This window comes from Alteromonas salexigens, assembly GCF_025628895.1.
In the GTDB taxonomy this organism is placed as follows: domain Bacteria; phylum Pseudomonadota; class Gammaproteobacteria; order Enterobacterales; family Alteromonadaceae; genus Alteromonas; species Alteromonas salexigens.
The window spans coordinates 387,916-401,837 of the sequence record NZ_JAOTJC010000007.1; the positions used below are offsets into that span (position 1 = coordinate 387,916).

The 13,922-nt window shown below is 46.4% G+C and carries 13 protein-coding genes, 1 tRNA gene and 1 pseudogene; 7 read left to right on the plus strand and 8 right to left on the minus strand.

Going from position 1 to position 13,922, the window contains the following annotated elements; genetic code table 11:
- Complete coding sequence (locus OCL06_RS09205) at positions 1-1,386, minus strand: YcjX family protein (protein WP_262993724.1); 1,386 nt, start codon at positions 1,384-1,386, stop codon at positions 1-3.
- A 257-nt stretch (positions 1,387-1,643) separates the two neighbouring features.
- Between OCL06_RS09205 and OCL06_RS09210 the strand changes: the two genes are divergently transcribed.
- Positions 1,644-1,994 carry a carboxymuconolactone decarboxylase family protein gene (locus OCL06_RS09210; RefSeq protein WP_262993726.1) on the plus strand — a complete coding sequence of 117 codons (351 nt, stop codon included), beginning with the start codon at positions 1,644-1,646 and terminating at the stop codon, positions 1,992-1,994.
- Between the two features lie 20 nt (positions 1,995-2,014).
- Here OCL06_RS09210 and OCL06_RS09215 read toward each other — a convergent pair whose 3' ends face one another.
- The 4 genes from OCL06_RS09215 to azu all read right to left on the minus strand — a co-directional run bounded on the left by OCL06_RS09215 (position 2,015) and on the right by azu (position 5,219).
- Positions 2,015-2,599, minus strand: coding sequence for a hypothetical protein (locus OCL06_RS09215; RefSeq protein ID WP_262993728.1), 585 nt, complete (start codon positions 2,597-2,599; stop codon positions 2,015-2,017).
- An 86-nt stretch (positions 2,600-2,685) separates the two neighbouring features.
- Positions 2,686-3,447 carry an MBL fold metallo-hydrolase gene (locus tag OCL06_RS09220; protein ID WP_262993730.1) on the minus strand — a complete coding sequence of 254 codons (762 nt, stop codon included), beginning with the start codon at positions 3,445-3,447 and terminating at the stop codon, positions 2,686-2,688.
- A gap of 62 nt (positions 3,448-3,509) precedes the next feature.
- Positions 3,510-4,634, minus strand: coding sequence for a hypothetical protein (locus tag OCL06_RS09225; RefSeq protein ID WP_262993732.1), 1,125 nt, complete (start codon positions 4,632-4,634; stop codon positions 3,510-3,512).
- Between the two features lie 135 nt (positions 4,635-4,769).
- A complete protein-coding gene (azu, locus tag OCL06_RS09230) occupies positions 4,770-5,219 on the minus strand; it encodes an azurin (protein WP_262993734.1) in 450 nt (149 codons plus the stop codon).
- 272 nt (positions 5,220-5,491) lie between these two features.
- On the opposite strand from azu, the gene OCL06_RS09235 reads away from it, so the two are divergent.
- The 5 genes and pseudogenes from OCL06_RS09235 to dcm all read left to right on the plus strand — a co-directional run bounded on the left by OCL06_RS09235 (position 5,492) and on the right by dcm (position 10,944).
- Positions 5,492-6,031, plus strand: a complete 540-nt coding sequence (locus OCL06_RS09235; protein ID WP_262993736.1) for a hypothetical protein — start codon at positions 5,492-5,494, stop codon at positions 6,029-6,031.
- Positions 6,032-6,466: 435 nt separating this feature from the next.
- Positions 6,467-7,168 (plus strand): hypothetical protein, encoded by a 702-nt coding sequence (locus OCL06_RS09240; RefSeq protein WP_262993738.1) that lies wholly within the window; start codon positions 6,467-6,469, stop codon positions 7,166-7,168.
- A gap of 510 nt (positions 7,169-7,678) precedes the next feature.
- The gene (locus tag OCL06_RS09245) at positions 7,679-8,404 is read left to right on the plus strand and encodes a PmeII family type II restriction endonuclease (protein WP_262993740.1); all 726 of its coding nucleotides are present in this window, start codon (positions 7,679-7,681) and stop codon (positions 8,402-8,404) included.
- 922 nt (positions 8,405-9,326) lie between these two features.
- Positions 9,327-9,608, plus strand: a pseudogene (locus tag OCL06_RS16210) (Eco47II family restriction endonuclease); the annotation flags it as partial.
- 73 nt (positions 9,609-9,681) lie between these two features.
- Entirely contained in the window at positions 9,682-10,944 is a 1,263-nt protein-coding gene (gene dcm / locus OCL06_RS09250) for a DNA (cytosine-5-)-methyltransferase (protein WP_262993742.1), read from the plus strand.
- Positions 10,945-11,327: 383 nt separating this feature from the next.
- Here the strand turns inward: dcm and OCL06_RS09255 are convergent, their stop codons facing one another.
- The 3 genes from OCL06_RS09255 to OCL06_RS09265 all read right to left on the minus strand — a co-directional run bounded on the left by OCL06_RS09255 (position 11,328) and on the right by OCL06_RS09265 (position 13,193).
- A complete protein-coding gene (locus tag OCL06_RS09255; protein ID WP_262993744.1) occupies positions 11,328-11,939 on the minus strand; it encodes a HEPN domain-containing protein in 612 nt (203 codons plus the stop codon).
- A gap of 1 nt (position 11,940) precedes the next feature.
- Positions 11,941-12,966 (minus strand): ParA family protein, encoded by a 1,026-nt coding sequence (locus tag OCL06_RS09260; protein WP_262993746.1) that lies wholly within the window; start codon positions 12,964-12,966, stop codon positions 11,941-11,943.
- 150 nt (positions 12,967-13,116) lie between these two features.
- A tRNA-Arg gene (locus OCL06_RS09265) sits at positions 13,117-13,193 on the minus strand.
- Between the two features lie 257 nt (positions 13,194-13,450).
- Here OCL06_RS09265 and OCL06_RS09270 point away from each other — a divergent pair.
- On the plus strand, positions 13,451-13,858 hold the full coding sequence (locus tag OCL06_RS09270; RefSeq protein ID WP_262993748.1) for a c-type cytochrome: 408 nt from the start codon (positions 13,451-13,453) through the stop codon (positions 13,856-13,858).
- Positions 13,859-13,922 lie beyond the last annotated feature (64 nt).

Sequence of the window (13,922 nt, forward strand, 5' to 3'; positions counted from 1 at the left end):
CTATGCCTCCTGATTCAGTAAAAATTCAAACAGCCGATCCAGTCCGCGCCCGTTTAACATGCGCGGCAGATGGTCTTTGGGCACCTGCGCCTGCAGTACCGGATAATGGGCATCACTTTCCATGTCTTTCAGGGTGCTGGGCAGCGGCTCGAAGTTGGCCTCCACATACGCGCCCGCCGGATTGGTATACCGCAGGGCGTTGTCGTGCTCGCCGCTATCGGTGGTTTGCATTGCCGACACCAGAAAGTGCTCAAACTGAATGGGCTTGTCGGCAAATTTTGCCACTGCCCCTTCGGTGATCTGCTGTAACAGACTGAGCAGGGCTGGTTTCTGCGACTCCGGGATAAGGTCGGTCTTGGTGGCCACAAACGCCACCCGGCCTATCTGCCGCTGCCGTAATACATTACGGGCAAACCAGCCCGGGTTACCGTACACAAAGGTTTCAGCCAGGTGGCTCAGGGTCTCTTTCAGCTGATACAGGTGCTGGCGGGAATGATTCAGCCCTTCGAACAGATCCACCAGAATAATTTGCTTATCGGTTTCCCGGAAAGTGCTTTCTTTCAACGGCGTCAGCCAGTTGTCCTGAAAGGCCGCGTAATGCTGTGCAAAGGCTTTGTACCATGGGTGTGAAATATCGCTGGTGATTTTGGCTGGCAGCGGCGCAAACCCTTCCGCCCGCCAGTCGAAGCCGGAGCCGTCGATGAGAAAGCTGCCCGGTTGTAACATGGAAATGCCGTGGGCTTTGGCGTGTTGCAGGTAGCGGCGATATTCGCTGACCACCTCCAGCACCGCTTCACGGGTGGGTGGCTGTTCAAAATCAAAGCCTTCCACGAAGGCGTGCCAGGCAGAGGAGTAATGTTTTTGCGGCTCGCTGGCCTGCTGCGCCCAGGCAGAGTCGCTCCATTGTGAAAATGACTTACCCAGCATGGGCATATCGGTGATCCACTCGCCCGGATAGTCGATAAATTCAAAGACCACGTCGGTATAGGGCATCAGCAGCTTTTTAATGTTGCCGGTTTGGCGCAGTCGTACAATGAGCTTAAAGCCGTAGGCCTGTTCAGTAGGCGCCGGCCAGTGACCGCTTTCCAGCGCCTGCAAGTGGGCATCGGCGGGAAACATGGCGTAACCAGGCAAAGGTTCAATCCGCATATGATCCACCAGCTCCATGGGCAGGCTTTCCAATAGCGGCAGGCAGTTGTATTTCTCTTCACTGCGGTACTTCAGAATGGTCATCAGGCTGGTAAACAGCATAGATTTACCGCTGCGGCTGAGCCCGGTAATGGTAAAGCGATGACGCTCCTGCAAAAACCAGGCGTCCACCTGCGACATCCCCTGACTGGATACCTGCTGTACCGGCTGCATCATTTGTTTCAACCAATCGCGCATGGTGCGCCTCACCTCCGTTTGGGTTAACTGCCCTGCTCTACCTGATAAGTAGTGGTGTTTTTACCGGCAAAAAGCAAGCCGCTGGCATATTTTGTTACAAGTCGTTCTGCAAAGCAGCAACCGTCTATCCTGCCCGCGCTGCGCTTAATCAGCGGGGCCGGGTGGTCGCAATTGGCGGTAATACAGTAAAAATCTTACTTTACAAATACCTGCAACATAGTGAATATATAAATATTAACTAATATAAGGAACATTACATGAGTAAGTCATATACAGAGATCACACAGCGTATTTCAAAGAACATGAAAACCCTGCGCAGTGACATTCCCGACACCATGTCAGGCTTTTCCGCCATGGCCAAAGCCGCCACTGCAGACGGCGTACTGGATAAGAAAACCAAAGAGCTGATCGCGCTGGCCATTGGTGTGTCTACCCGTTGTGATGGCTGCATTGGGTTTCATACCAAGGCGCTGGTAGAGCTGGGCGCCACCAAAGAAGAAGTGGAAGAAACTCTGGGGATGGCCATTTACATGGGTGGCGGCCCCTCGCTGATGTATGCCGCCGACGCCATGCAGGCATACGAAGAGTTTGCCCAAGGCAAAGCTTAACCGCCTACCTCTGTTACCGTCTACTCCCAACCCCAGGGGGCGGGCGGTGCAGCTACGGGTTTGGTCAGGTCAAAGTCCACCTGAAACGCCCTGCCCTCGCGTACCAGCTGATAACTCAGCGTGTCCGGATACACAAACAGCTTCCAGGTATTATTCAGCGACTGCGGCAACCCCTGTTCGGCAAACATCTGACGGGTATAGCTGTCCGCCGGAAACGCCTGTGCCTGAGCAAATCCGGCGTCGGTGGTAATACCGCCGTAATATGTCACCTTATCAATGCTGCCATCTTCATGACGGTGATTATGCTTTAACACCAGACCACTGCCGGTGCGGCTCAGGATCCAGGTGCGGGAGCGGTTTTCGCCGACATGAAACGGCATGGTCAGCGTGGTGTCGGTGCATTCCCGAAAATGCACAATAAGCTGCTTGCCGGTAAACGCATCCGACGGCGCGGTATCGTTAGTGACAGTGCCCGCGAATGCTTTACCGCAGTAACTGGCCAGCGTATCAAAAAACGCCTGATGAGTGGGATGGGAGCGCACGGGTAACTGTTCTGCCAGCGCCAGTGCGGGCAATAACAGCGCCATTAAAGCAACAATTTTCATAAGGTGTGTTCGGTAGTCTTAAAAAACTCAGCCTACCGGAAAATCACGCGCCACGCACCTGCCGCAAGCAAGAACTGCCAGCGCCGCTAATGCCGGGTCGTACTGAAGCCTAATTTACGGGCCAGCCGGTTCTTGGTGGAGTGCCAGTGGTTTTTCGGCAGGGTCGGTGCTTGTGCCAACACATCATCGAAGCTGATGTCGGTAACCGGTAAGGGCGGAACGTGGGCACAAAACAGGGTCTCCAGCTTCGCTTCGGCCATTCGCTGTAACGAGCGCTTATACTGGTTCGGATGACACACCGGATACGGTGGCACCAGCTGCCCTTTCACCTGCACAATGAGATCGGCCACATAGGCCTGGCGGGACGGCGTATGAATAAGGGATAGGTCGTGATCGGTGTGCCCGGGGGTGAACACCACCTGCCAGTCGCTAAATCCGGGCAGGGTCTGGCCGTCGGTTAACAGTTGGTCGGGCTTTAAAACGGGCGAATACCAGATGTGTTTTTTCGGTTTGCGTAAGCGGCTGGCCACCCACCAGGTGAGCGCCACATCAATGGCATGGGCGCTGCGCCCGGCCACGCCGCTATACCACTTACGGGCCTTCGGGTGGGCGGCGATGGGCGCGCCGGTCCGGGCCCGCAAGGCATGGGCGCCGCCCGCATGGTCCGGATGCATATGAGTGACTACAATTAACGCCAGATCGCTCAGTGGCCTACCCAGCGTAATTTGTATGTACTCACACACTGCATCCACATCGGCGCGGGAACAGCCGTCCAGCAAGAGCAGCTTGTCGCCGTCTTCCACCAGAAAAATAAACTGAATATAGCCCTGTAGGGTGTGAATTTTCATCGGTAAACCCAAAAATGACCGGGTCGTACAGTAGCAAATTTATAGTGGTTAGACCAGATACACTAATCCACTGGCCCGGCTATCAGTTCGTGCATAGCTTTCAATGACGGTAGTTTGTAGTCACCGTGGTAAAACAACCGGTTCAGCCTGCCCAGTAAGTTCACCGAACGGCTGGGATCGTGGGCTTTCACCCGATGCTCACTGGCCGTTTGTAAAAACTCCCAGGTATGCAGATCGAGCCGGGCAATGTCCTCAGGCGTAACACCCAGCCCGTGCACCGTACTTAAAATGCGCTCGGTCTTACTTTCTTCCAGCGGAATTAAAGTATTCGCGTAAGCGTCCAGAATAGGGTCGCCCACAGCGTTCAGGGTATGGTTAATGGCCGCCCAGATGTCATCGTGACTGTAATGCGCCCCCTGCGGGGCATAGAAGCCCATCACTTCCCACTCCAGTTCGGCATTGCTTACCGCAATAGAACTGGATACCGCGTCGGAGTAAGATAAGTCAGGCTGGGCGCCGATATTGTAAGCATCCACCGACATACCCAGACAAATCAACAGGTCGCCCATGTGCTGCTCATTCTGATACAGCGATTCAAACGCTGCCCGTTTCACGCCCATCCAGCCGTGCACCAGCGACGGCTGTTGCACAAACCGGCGAACGTCGTCCGGTAAGTCTTCCCCGTACTTTTCAATCAGCAGCGGTAACGCGTCCTGACGGGGTTCGTCCCCCGGCAGCCACACCTCATACTCCTGACGGTTGTCGCCCTTGCCACGACTTTTAATGCCGTAAGAAAGGTTAATAGGTCGGCAGATATCCCGATCTTCATCTACCTGATGAAAATATTCCGACCGCATGCGTTTAATAAAGGGCGCATCCTGGCCGGCCAGCGCCGCAGTGGGATAGCGATAACCAATATCACTGTGGCCCACATGCGTAAGGGTATGTACCCGTTCGGATAAGATGTGCTTCACCCCGGCCAGCTGGTACAGCTTTGGCACAATAATGCTGCGCTCCGGCTCGATGGTAAGGCGATCGCCGTTGGCCGCCACAAACTTAGGGATTTTATGGTATTCGTAGTTCGGCAAGCCAAGGTTCTCGACGGCCTGGTTCCGGTAACGGGCCAGTTCGGCGAATAACGTATTGTGGTCGCGGATATGTTTAAACAGTGGTCTGGAGTTGGTCATGGTGGTTTCGGAACATCCTTGCGTACTGGCAGTGTGCCATAAACACCGGGTGGGAACGACGGATTTAATGCTGGCCCGACAGGCGGGCCAGCATGGGTTTATAAACCTGCCTTCGTCAGGCAGGCAGCAGGCACCTTATTTTACGGTTACCGTGCCTTTCATCATGGCGATGTGGCCGGGGAACGAGCAGAAGAACATATATGATTCGTCTGCTGACAGACCTGACACATCAAACGTGACTGAGGTTTCTTCGCCGCCACCAATTACTTTGGTGTTAGCGATGACGCGTTCGTCACCCTGTTTAATATAATTGTTGTCCAGGCCGGCAGTCATACCGTCCTGCGCGATGCCCTGCATATCGGCTTTCTTAGACATGACCCAGTTGTGGCCCATTGCTGCTTTGCCCATGTTGCCACTGTGAGTCAACGTTACCGTGTATTCACCACACGACTTTGGAATGGTCATTTCTGAGGTATCGAACTTCATCATATCGTTACTGTCGATGGTGGTTTCACACTCATTCGCCAGTGTTGTACCCGAAGCACCTAACAGTAATGCACCAAATAGAATGTTCTTTAATTTCATTAACCTTACCTTCTTTCAACGTTGGGCACTGACGCTTAGCCCCAAGGAGCTGAGCCAATGCAATTCCCCCTGCCCAATGGCAGCAGGACACATCTGCATTGCAACACCGCGTGCTGGTATCAGATGTTGAGCTGTTGATAAGTATAAATGGGCACTTCAGATCATCTTGTGGCGCTGGCGATCCACCGATGATCGGTGGGATCTGAAAGATAAGTTTACAGTGGATAGCAGGTAGAAGTTTACCCAGACACAGGCCGTTCCGGTAACCTGCCATGCCAGTGGCTGCCTCTGCCGTTCTTGGCTGTATTAACTGGAAACCTCTGCCACTGGCGTTATTACGCGTGCACTTATACAGTGAACAAAAAAGCATCATGGAGGCGCTTATGCACCACAGTGAAGAGGGACAACGGATACGGCAGATTGTGGATGAATATCCGGCGATACGGTGCGTGATTAATCCGCACAGCGTGCAGCTTTATCACCACCTTATAGACTGGCCTTCGATGCACCAGTCGCTGCCCATCGACACCCTAACAGAAACAGCTATTCGCCAGTGCTGCGAGAGCCTGCAGCTTACCGAAGAACGTAAACAGCAACTGGCCGCTGAAATAAAAGCCTATGTGTTGGAAGAAGCCAGAGTGCTGTTCAAGGGGCTGGATTTCACAGATGAACAGCTTTGGCACATCGTGCGCGTGGCTGGCGGCAACGTCACTGAGTACGGCGACCTAGATTTACCCAATGGCGACAGCTGTGCGGTGGAAGATGTGTTTATGAGTGCCCGGGAGTACAACGTGGTGATGGGGAAATTATAGGCTGAAGTGTTGATGAGGTTGTTTATTCGGTGGGTATAGTCCAAGTGAGTGGATGACCAGCATGATGAAAAGAGCAACGCTCGGCAGCGGAAGCGTGTAGGACTTGGAGCAGGTATCAAGCAAGCCATTCACTGCCGTCACTGATTGCAAAACACTACCGATAGAAGGGTACACGCCCCGTCCTGACCGTTAATTTGCGTACTCGCTCTTTTCCAATAATGCACTCTGACATGTAGGTAGGTTCCTAGGTTAATGTAAAGGTGCATTTCTGATACGTGAAGGGAAGTGGCTTATCAATTATTAAATAACCTAGCCAAGATTTTTTTATAAGAGTTGTATGCTGCGCTTGACTTGCAACTCCCCCCCTCACAATAATAAGACTGATATTTAGAAAAACAAGAAAGTTGACGCTGTTTATCATTTAGGAAAATAAACTTGAAAAATAAAATGTTAAAACAGATGGAGGAACGGATTTCTCAAGCAGCCAGACTGCATTGCAAAGAAAGAAGACTTACTTATTCCAAGCTCCAAAAAGAAATAGAAGTCAGAGCCAAATCTTACTTGCCGAAGTTCGAATTTCAGAGGCCTACTATTTTAAGTGACCTTGCGAATGGAAAGCGCAGGCTAAATCTTGAAGAAGCTTTAGTAATGTCTAAAGCACTTGGGTTCGAAAATGAGTTTTTTGAAAGCTGGATAGATAATGAAGTTCCCTACCCTTTGAATATTCATTGGAAAAAATCCTTCCGTAATTGGGTCGATAAAATAGATAAAGAAAAAATTAATCAGCTAGAGACAAATTCTCACAGTAAACATAAAAGCTATGGCTATTACTTTGAAATGGATCATGGTGCTCTTTTTGAAATTCCACACGGCGACTTGACAAGCGAAAACCCTTATTTTAAAGAGGTAGATAAAAAAAGAAAGACGCAGGCACGTTGCACCGCTGCGGATTTTGAAAGGCATATGCTGTCAGGCGGTCGAACAAGAGCCATTTGTATAAGGAAGGACAAAAATGGAAAGTTAAAGAAACAACACAATATGTATAGCATTAATACGAAAGGAGTAAGGTCGCTAATAAAGCGTGAACTGAGAGGAAAAAAATTAAAAGAGGAAGTGATCTGGTCTAAATCTCATTAGAACAATTGAGCCGCTCGTCAAGCTCAATACGAAGTTTTTGTGTTTGAAGACTGATTATGCTTGATCAATAGTGCTCTTGGGAGTTGATATTAAGAGTTATACTATTTCACTTGAAAACGACGTGCATAATGAGGAGATAAAGATGCTCATTCAGTTGAGAATTTAAATATGATGCAGTAAACATGTTTCTCGCCAGCGTAAAATGATAAAGGAGACTAGACACGAAGTTAAGGTGTATGGTTAGTTCTATCTACATGTCGAACCAGCCGGTAGATCTGCAACATTTGTAAATCTTGAAATGGCTATTGCTCAGCTTTTATCAATATCGAAGATGGTGGCTATTCGAATGGTACTAAAGAGACAAAGTTTTTCAAAAGAGCAGCTGAAAGTCAATAAAATGACCTACCGCGGGTCGCATATGATAACCGTGTATCGGTATATAAGGAAAGTAAAAAAGCAAAAAAAGAGAGTTTTTATTCTTGACGTTTTTTTGATTTTTAAGGAAGTTGTATGATTGATAAAAATAAGAAAATGGAGATCCTTGAGGGAGCTCGTCGTTGGTTTCGAGAGGTAATTGCGAAAAACCATATTCGCAACACTCTTAAGTTAACTAATCCAAAAGAGTTTAACATCCATCCATTCTTGGCCTCTTACTTAGCTAACTTTTTGTCAGGTAATTCAAACCCAACCAATATTGCTAAAGCGCTAGTTTACCCTAGAGTTTTAGGTACTTCGATTACCACTTCATTTGGACAAAACATACAAAGCTTTACTAGTGTTCTACTCGATGCGTTCGGGAGTACGACTTCAGGTATTGACATTGAGTTTATTGACCAAGTTGATGGTTACAAGAAGTATTGTCAGCTCAAGTCTGGTCCAAATACGATTAACAAGGATGATGTTGAAACAATTGCTGAGCATTTCAAAGGTGTTATTAATCTTGCTAGGACTAATAATAAGCGTATTCCTCGTGATGACATGATCGTTGGTGTTGTATATGGGACTAAAAACGACTTGAGTTCCCACTATCGTCGAATCACATATCAGTATGATTATCCTGTATACGCGGGTGAGGATTTTTGGCTTCGACTGACGGGGGATAGCAATTTCTATCACGACTTGATTGAAGCAATTGGCTCCGTAGCATTGGAGTCTGATTTCAGTTCAGACCTTGAGTATGTAATAAAAGAGCTCTCAGAAACTGAGGAAATAAAAAAACTTAGTAATATTATGTAAGGTCTGGCAATCCTGACCTGCTAATTATATTAGCTATGCCCAAGGATTGCCGAACACCTCCCTGACATTTATTCTAAATCGGAGGCCTTATATTTTCTTTGATTTTGTAAAGCCTCCCTAATAAATTAAACCTAAACCTATAGGTTACGCAATATCATTTTTCTTTAATATTCCAATAGCGTCAGAGTGTTTATTCGTCAAGTAAACGCCATAGTAAGCCGTTTAACATAGTTTCTCAAAATATCTTAGCACAGGAAGACAATTCACAGGTGGGTTTTTATAGTACCTTCGTACGGTTAACATGGTGAATTTTTGCAAGTATTATCCTAATTAAGCGCTAACCCTTACGACATAAGAATATTAAAGCTACGGTTTTTACAGCCAGATTTTTCGAGCTACGTGAAAATCTTTCTAAACGTCATCGTCCTACGATTTAAGCGAGTATAAGGTAATTAGTATTACTTTGTGAGAGAGTGCACGACCCGGACTGCATGTATTGATGTTTTTATACTCCTTTATCGTGATAATAATGATACAACTTGTAAATTAAGCTATGAGAATTAGGTCGTTACGTAATTCTATTAAAAACGTATTTTACTGTACATGTAAATAGAAAATTTGTGACTGAATGCTTACTTACATAGCATATTGAAAGAAAGTCTGACCAACTTAGCCACTGAAGTGCTGAATAAAGGGTCGATAAGTAAGCATGGTGCTGAGAAGAAGTTTCATGAAAATATTTATCGACAGAAGTAACTTCGTGTTGGTGGTGAGATTGATTAAAGAATGACGGTGAAAATATCATTGCTGGCATTGAGAATAAATATAATACCCTTTCAGGCGGAAATGCGGCTGACTATTATTATATTATTGTGGAAACAATTTTTAAAAAGCCTGCGGCTATTACGGCTGCACTGCTTATGTTTTAAACATAGTGCCGAAGAAGCCTGAAAGGTCTGATGTAGCTTTTACCCCATCGGATCCTTCTACCGGGTCAAGAGTTCCATCGAGGAATGATGTTCGGATTATAGATGGAGCGAGCTTCTATACGCTGGTAACAGGAAGAGAAAACGCGTTGCAAGAGCTTTATGACGCACTGCCGGAGGTTATTGAATATTGCTTTGAACACGTTCTCGATAAGGGAAAAGTGCCTGTGAAAGACGTGGATGATTTCAAAGAATACTTTAGTTTAGCCTACAAGTAACCATGTGTAATGTTTGACATGGTTACTGTACATACGTACACTTGTAACCATGATCAAACTTTAAGGTAAAAACGTGGAAAACGAATTATACACTATCGCTCAGGTTGCCGACATATTGAGTGTCTCAAAAGAAACACTCAGGCGTTGGGAAGAATCAGGAAAGCTCATTCCTAAGCGTGATCAAGACAATAATTATAGATTGTATAGCAAAGACCAATTAGAACAGTTCGACGAGGCTAAAATACTCTTCTCAACAAAGTGGGATGAAGAGAAAATTACGGAGTCGATCAGGCCATATAGAGCTATCGAACTTTTTGCAGGTGCGGGTGGTCTCGCACTTGGCATGGAGCAGGCAGGACTAAAATCAATTCTCTTAAGTGAAATAGACAACCATGCATGTGACACACTTGAAAAAAATCGCCCTGATTGGAACGTAGTACGGGGTGATGTCAGTGATATTGACTTCACGCCGCATAGAGATAAGGTTGATATCCTGTCAGGAGGCTTCCCCTGCCAAGCTTTTTCGTATGCGGGTAAAAAATTAGGATTTGAAGACGCGCGCGGCACGCTCTTTTTTGAGTTTGCGAGAGCAGTCAAAGAGACTAATCCAAAGGTGATTCTTGCCGAAAATGTTAGAGGGTTATTAAATCACGACGATGGTAAAACCCTTGAAGCTATTAAAGGAATTATAGACGAGCTAGGGTATGAACTAGTCGAACCCAAGGTACTAAAAGCAGTCTTCTATCGCGTTCCTCAGAAACGAGAAAGACTCATACTAGTAGCAATTAGAAAAGATTTATTTAGTAATGTGACTTTCCAGTGGCCATCTCCATACAAACGCATTATGACAATGAAGGATGCGCTTAAAGCTGGGGAGCTATTTGCTACTGATGTACCTGAATCAATCGGACAAAAGTATCCTGCATCCAAAGCAGAGGTGCTTAAGCAAGTTCCCCCCGGTGGTTACTGGAGAGATTTGCCTATTGAAGTCCAAAAAGACTACATGAAAAAAAGTTTCTTTTTGGGAGGGGGGAAAACAGGCATGGCACGACGGCTGAGCTGGGATGAGCCAAGTCTGACGCTTACTTGCTCGCCAGCTCAAAAGCAAACTGAGCGATGTCACCCAGATGAAACTAGACCTTTGACAGTAAGGGAATATGCACGTATTCAGACTTTCCCTGATGACTGGGTTTTCTCTGGTCCAATAACCTCACAGTATAAGCAAATCGGCAATGCCGTTCCCGTGAACCTTGCAAGTGCAGTTGCGCGGTCAGTCGTACGACTGTTAAACCAAATAGAAATGGCAGGGTTAAAAAAGCAAAAGAAAATAGCGTAACCGACATACTTAGAAAAGTCAGGAAATCAATGCCTTTAAAATGAATAATTTAAGTGAATAAAAACATAAGCAAGATGTTTGGGGAATACGCCAGCTTCAACAAGACGATGCAGGCGCTGTAACACTTATGGGCGGCGTGTTTTGTAAACGCGCAGACCAGCCTGTAAAGCCTTTGTACCTTGAAAAAGTGGATAAAGAGAGCGGCGAGATAAAGCAGAGCTACTTCGACAAAGAAATTGCTTTTGCACTAAAGGGAGTTCAGTACACTGGTAGTCAATTGGTTACACGAATTCACGAATGGCGAATCGAGCATAGCACTGAAAGAGTCGCATAGCGGCTCATCTGCTTTTACTTGGAGTTCTGTAAATAAGTGTACGCAAATATTAATTATCACCAGTAACGACTAGACTATGGATAGTCTCACCTAAAATTTTTATATATTGGCTCGATCTATGTGCATCTTCGGTACTCAGAGGTAATTTTGTATTCGAAGATATTTCAATATCAGCTTCATGAACTATAGCGTTCCGCCTTTTAAATATGTTTCTTAGTTCCCGAGCGGCCATCTGCCTTTCGAGCATCATCTCTGATGCTATTGCGGCCCATCTGTCGTTTTCATTCCAGACCATCGCTAAACCATCTGCTAGCTTCTTAGGGTCCATAAAGCTGATGTGCGCAAATTTATTTCTAACAATTTTTTCAAATAAAATTTCTTTAGGCTCTTCGGTTTCACCTGTTAGCTGTTGATGCTCATCGAATGACAACCTTTCAGACAAGTATTTCGGAGTAGGGACTCGTCGACCAATATAAATTTCAACCATCTCATGAACGATGACATCGTGTATTAGCTTATCGAGAGCACTCATGGAGAATACTAGGCTCATCCGAAGTAGGTCGCTGTAATCGCCCGGAAGCTGTTGACCATCCTTACAGTGCCTGTAAAGTTCTATTAAATGCTCTGTATCTTTTAATGTGTTTCTAAAATTCGCAAGCAAATCACAAATCCGTCAATCGAACCACTTCTGCAGCAAAGTTTTCAAACACCTCGTCAAAAACTGTGCGTTTGCCTTTGAGCTGTTCAAGCACTGGTCCAGTCTCTCTAATTTCCTGATCTTCTAGAGCAAAAACGGGGACGCCGTTATCCATAGCTTTTGGCAACAGACTTTGGAAATCGGATATTTCGGCCAAGCATAGTGAATGCTCTGTGAGCAAATTCCCATAATCAGAGGCGTCAAATGCCATATTTTCGATCTGTAGCGCTGGTAAAAGCTCATTAATGACCTTCTGTTTTATCTCTTCCATATTGTCTCTGAAAGGCAAGGCAGCTCTACCCTTTCTTATATTAAACCTTTGTATCACAGAGCCTAACAGTTTAGGTGGCGTCTCTTTCATAGGATAAGAGGAATGCTCAAAAAGCTCGTAACTTTGCTTCTGCCACTTCGCCCACTTGGGTAGAACAACTTTTAACGTATCAATAGCCATTATGGAAAAAGGATCTGGATTTGTTGGCACAATAATAAAATCAGATGAAACGACAAAGTTTTGGTTTATGGAACTTAGGCCAGGATTCAAATCGATTAACGTGTAGTCGATATCATACTTTTGCTCAACCTCTTTTAATAGCGCATGAAAAGCACCAGGAAGGTTTTCAAGTGTAGCTATAGCATTATTTGCATTTTGAGCAAAAGTGAGCGAAGCATCATACTCGGTCAAATTCGGATGACCGGGCAAAAGGAAAAGGTTTGGAGCTCTGGTTGGTGTAAAGCAATCAATAGCTTGAATTGGTGCAGGGCGTCCTTTGAAAGCTACTTCGACGGCATCTCGCAAATTATGATGCTTTGTACTGGGCTCTAAATAGTACTCATCAAAGTTTTCAATAATCATGCTCGATAGGTTGCATTGGGGGTCTGCGTCGACTAACAAGACCTTACTACGCTCAGCTAGCTTCCAACCTAAGTTGTAAGTAGTTGTCGTTTTACTAACACCACCCTTGTGATTAAAAAAAACTATTCTCTTGGCCATTCTTCGGACATCCTTTCGTATAAGAGTGGTGAAGCTAACTTAAATTATAAATAGCTTCAAATACAATGAACATTCAATGCTACACATTTGCTATATATTTCGAAAAGGAGAATTTTAGAAGAGATGAGTCGGGGCATAGCCCTTTAAAAATGGCGCACCCGATAGGATTCGAACCTATGACCTTTGCCTCCGGAGGGCAACGCTCTATCCAGCTGAGCTACGGGTGCGTATTGTCACGTGTGGCTGGTTTCTCTTACGCATTCTTAATGCGTGGCGGTAATACCAGTAACGTTGAGCGCCGTAATGATACTGATGCTCGTGGCTGGCTTCAACTCATTTATACCGAAACCTGCAATTTCACTGTGTTTGATTACTTTTTAAACCTTACTTTTTACAGGTATTTGCCAGCAAAGAGTTGTCCACACCAGATTTACCGTTATAATCTGGCCTGCTAACGAATATACAAGATTGCCTGGAGACAGATGTGAAAGTGAAAACCTGGTTAAGTATGATGGCGGCGGCACTCACCGTCTTTGCAGTTCAGGCGCAGGATATGTCTGAAGAAGCCATTGCCGAGCGCATCAAACCGATGGGCGATGTTCACGTTGCCGGTGCAGCCAGCGAGTCTGCCGCGGCCGGTGGTGGCGGTGCCATGTCTGGCGAAGACGTGTATAACCAGGCGTGTGTGGCCTGTCACGGTGCTGGTGTACTGGGTGCGCCGAAACTTCAGGTAGCTGCCGACTGGCAACCGCGTCTGGACGAGCGTGGCCTGGACGGTATCTGGCAAAATGCGTTGGACGGTATCAACGCCATGCCCCCTCGCGGTACCTGTGGTCAGTGTTCTGACGACGAAATTAAAGCGGCCATTGAATACATGATCGAGGGCATTTAAGCCCTTCTTTCGTCGCAAATTGTTGCAAAAAGTAGCGTTTTTGTAACAAATAGGGTAGCTTAAA

Excerpts from the sequence above, each read along its gene's own strand:
- OCL06_RS09260 (WP_262993746.1), bottom strand. The coding sequence starts at position 12,966 with ATGGCCAAGAGAATAGTTTTTTTTAATCACAAGGGTGGTGTTAGTAAA.
- OCL06_RS09235 (WP_262993736.1), top strand. The coding sequence starts at position 5,492 with ATGCCAGTGGCTGCCTCTGCCGTTCTTGGCTGTATTAACTGGAAACCT.
- OCL06_RS09210 (WP_262993726.1), top strand. The coding sequence starts at position 1,644 with ATGAGTAAGTCATATACAGAGATCACACAGCGTATTTCAAAGAACATG.
- OCL06_RS09205 (WP_262993724.1), bottom strand. The coding sequence starts at position 1,386 with ATGCGCGATTGGTTGAAACAAATGATGCAGCCGGTACAGCAGGTATCC.
- azu (WP_262993734.1), bottom strand. The coding sequence starts at position 5,219 with ATGAAATTAAAGAACATTCTATTTGGTGCATTACTGTTAGGTGCTTCG.
- OCL06_RS09245 (WP_262993740.1), top strand. The coding sequence starts at position 7,679 with ATGATTGATAAAAATAAGAAAATGGAGATCCTTGAGGGAGCTCGTCGT.
- OCL06_RS09220 (WP_262993730.1), bottom strand. The coding sequence starts at position 3,447 with ATGAAAATTCACACCCTACAGGGCTATATTCAGTTTATTTTTCTGGTG.
- OCL06_RS09225 (WP_262993732.1), bottom strand. The coding sequence starts at position 4,634 with ATGACCAACTCCAGACCACTGTTTAAACATATCCGCGACCACAATACG.
- OCL06_RS09215 (WP_262993728.1), bottom strand. The coding sequence starts at position 2,599 with ATGAAAATTGTTGCTTTAATGGCGCTGTTATTGCCCGCACTGGCGCTG.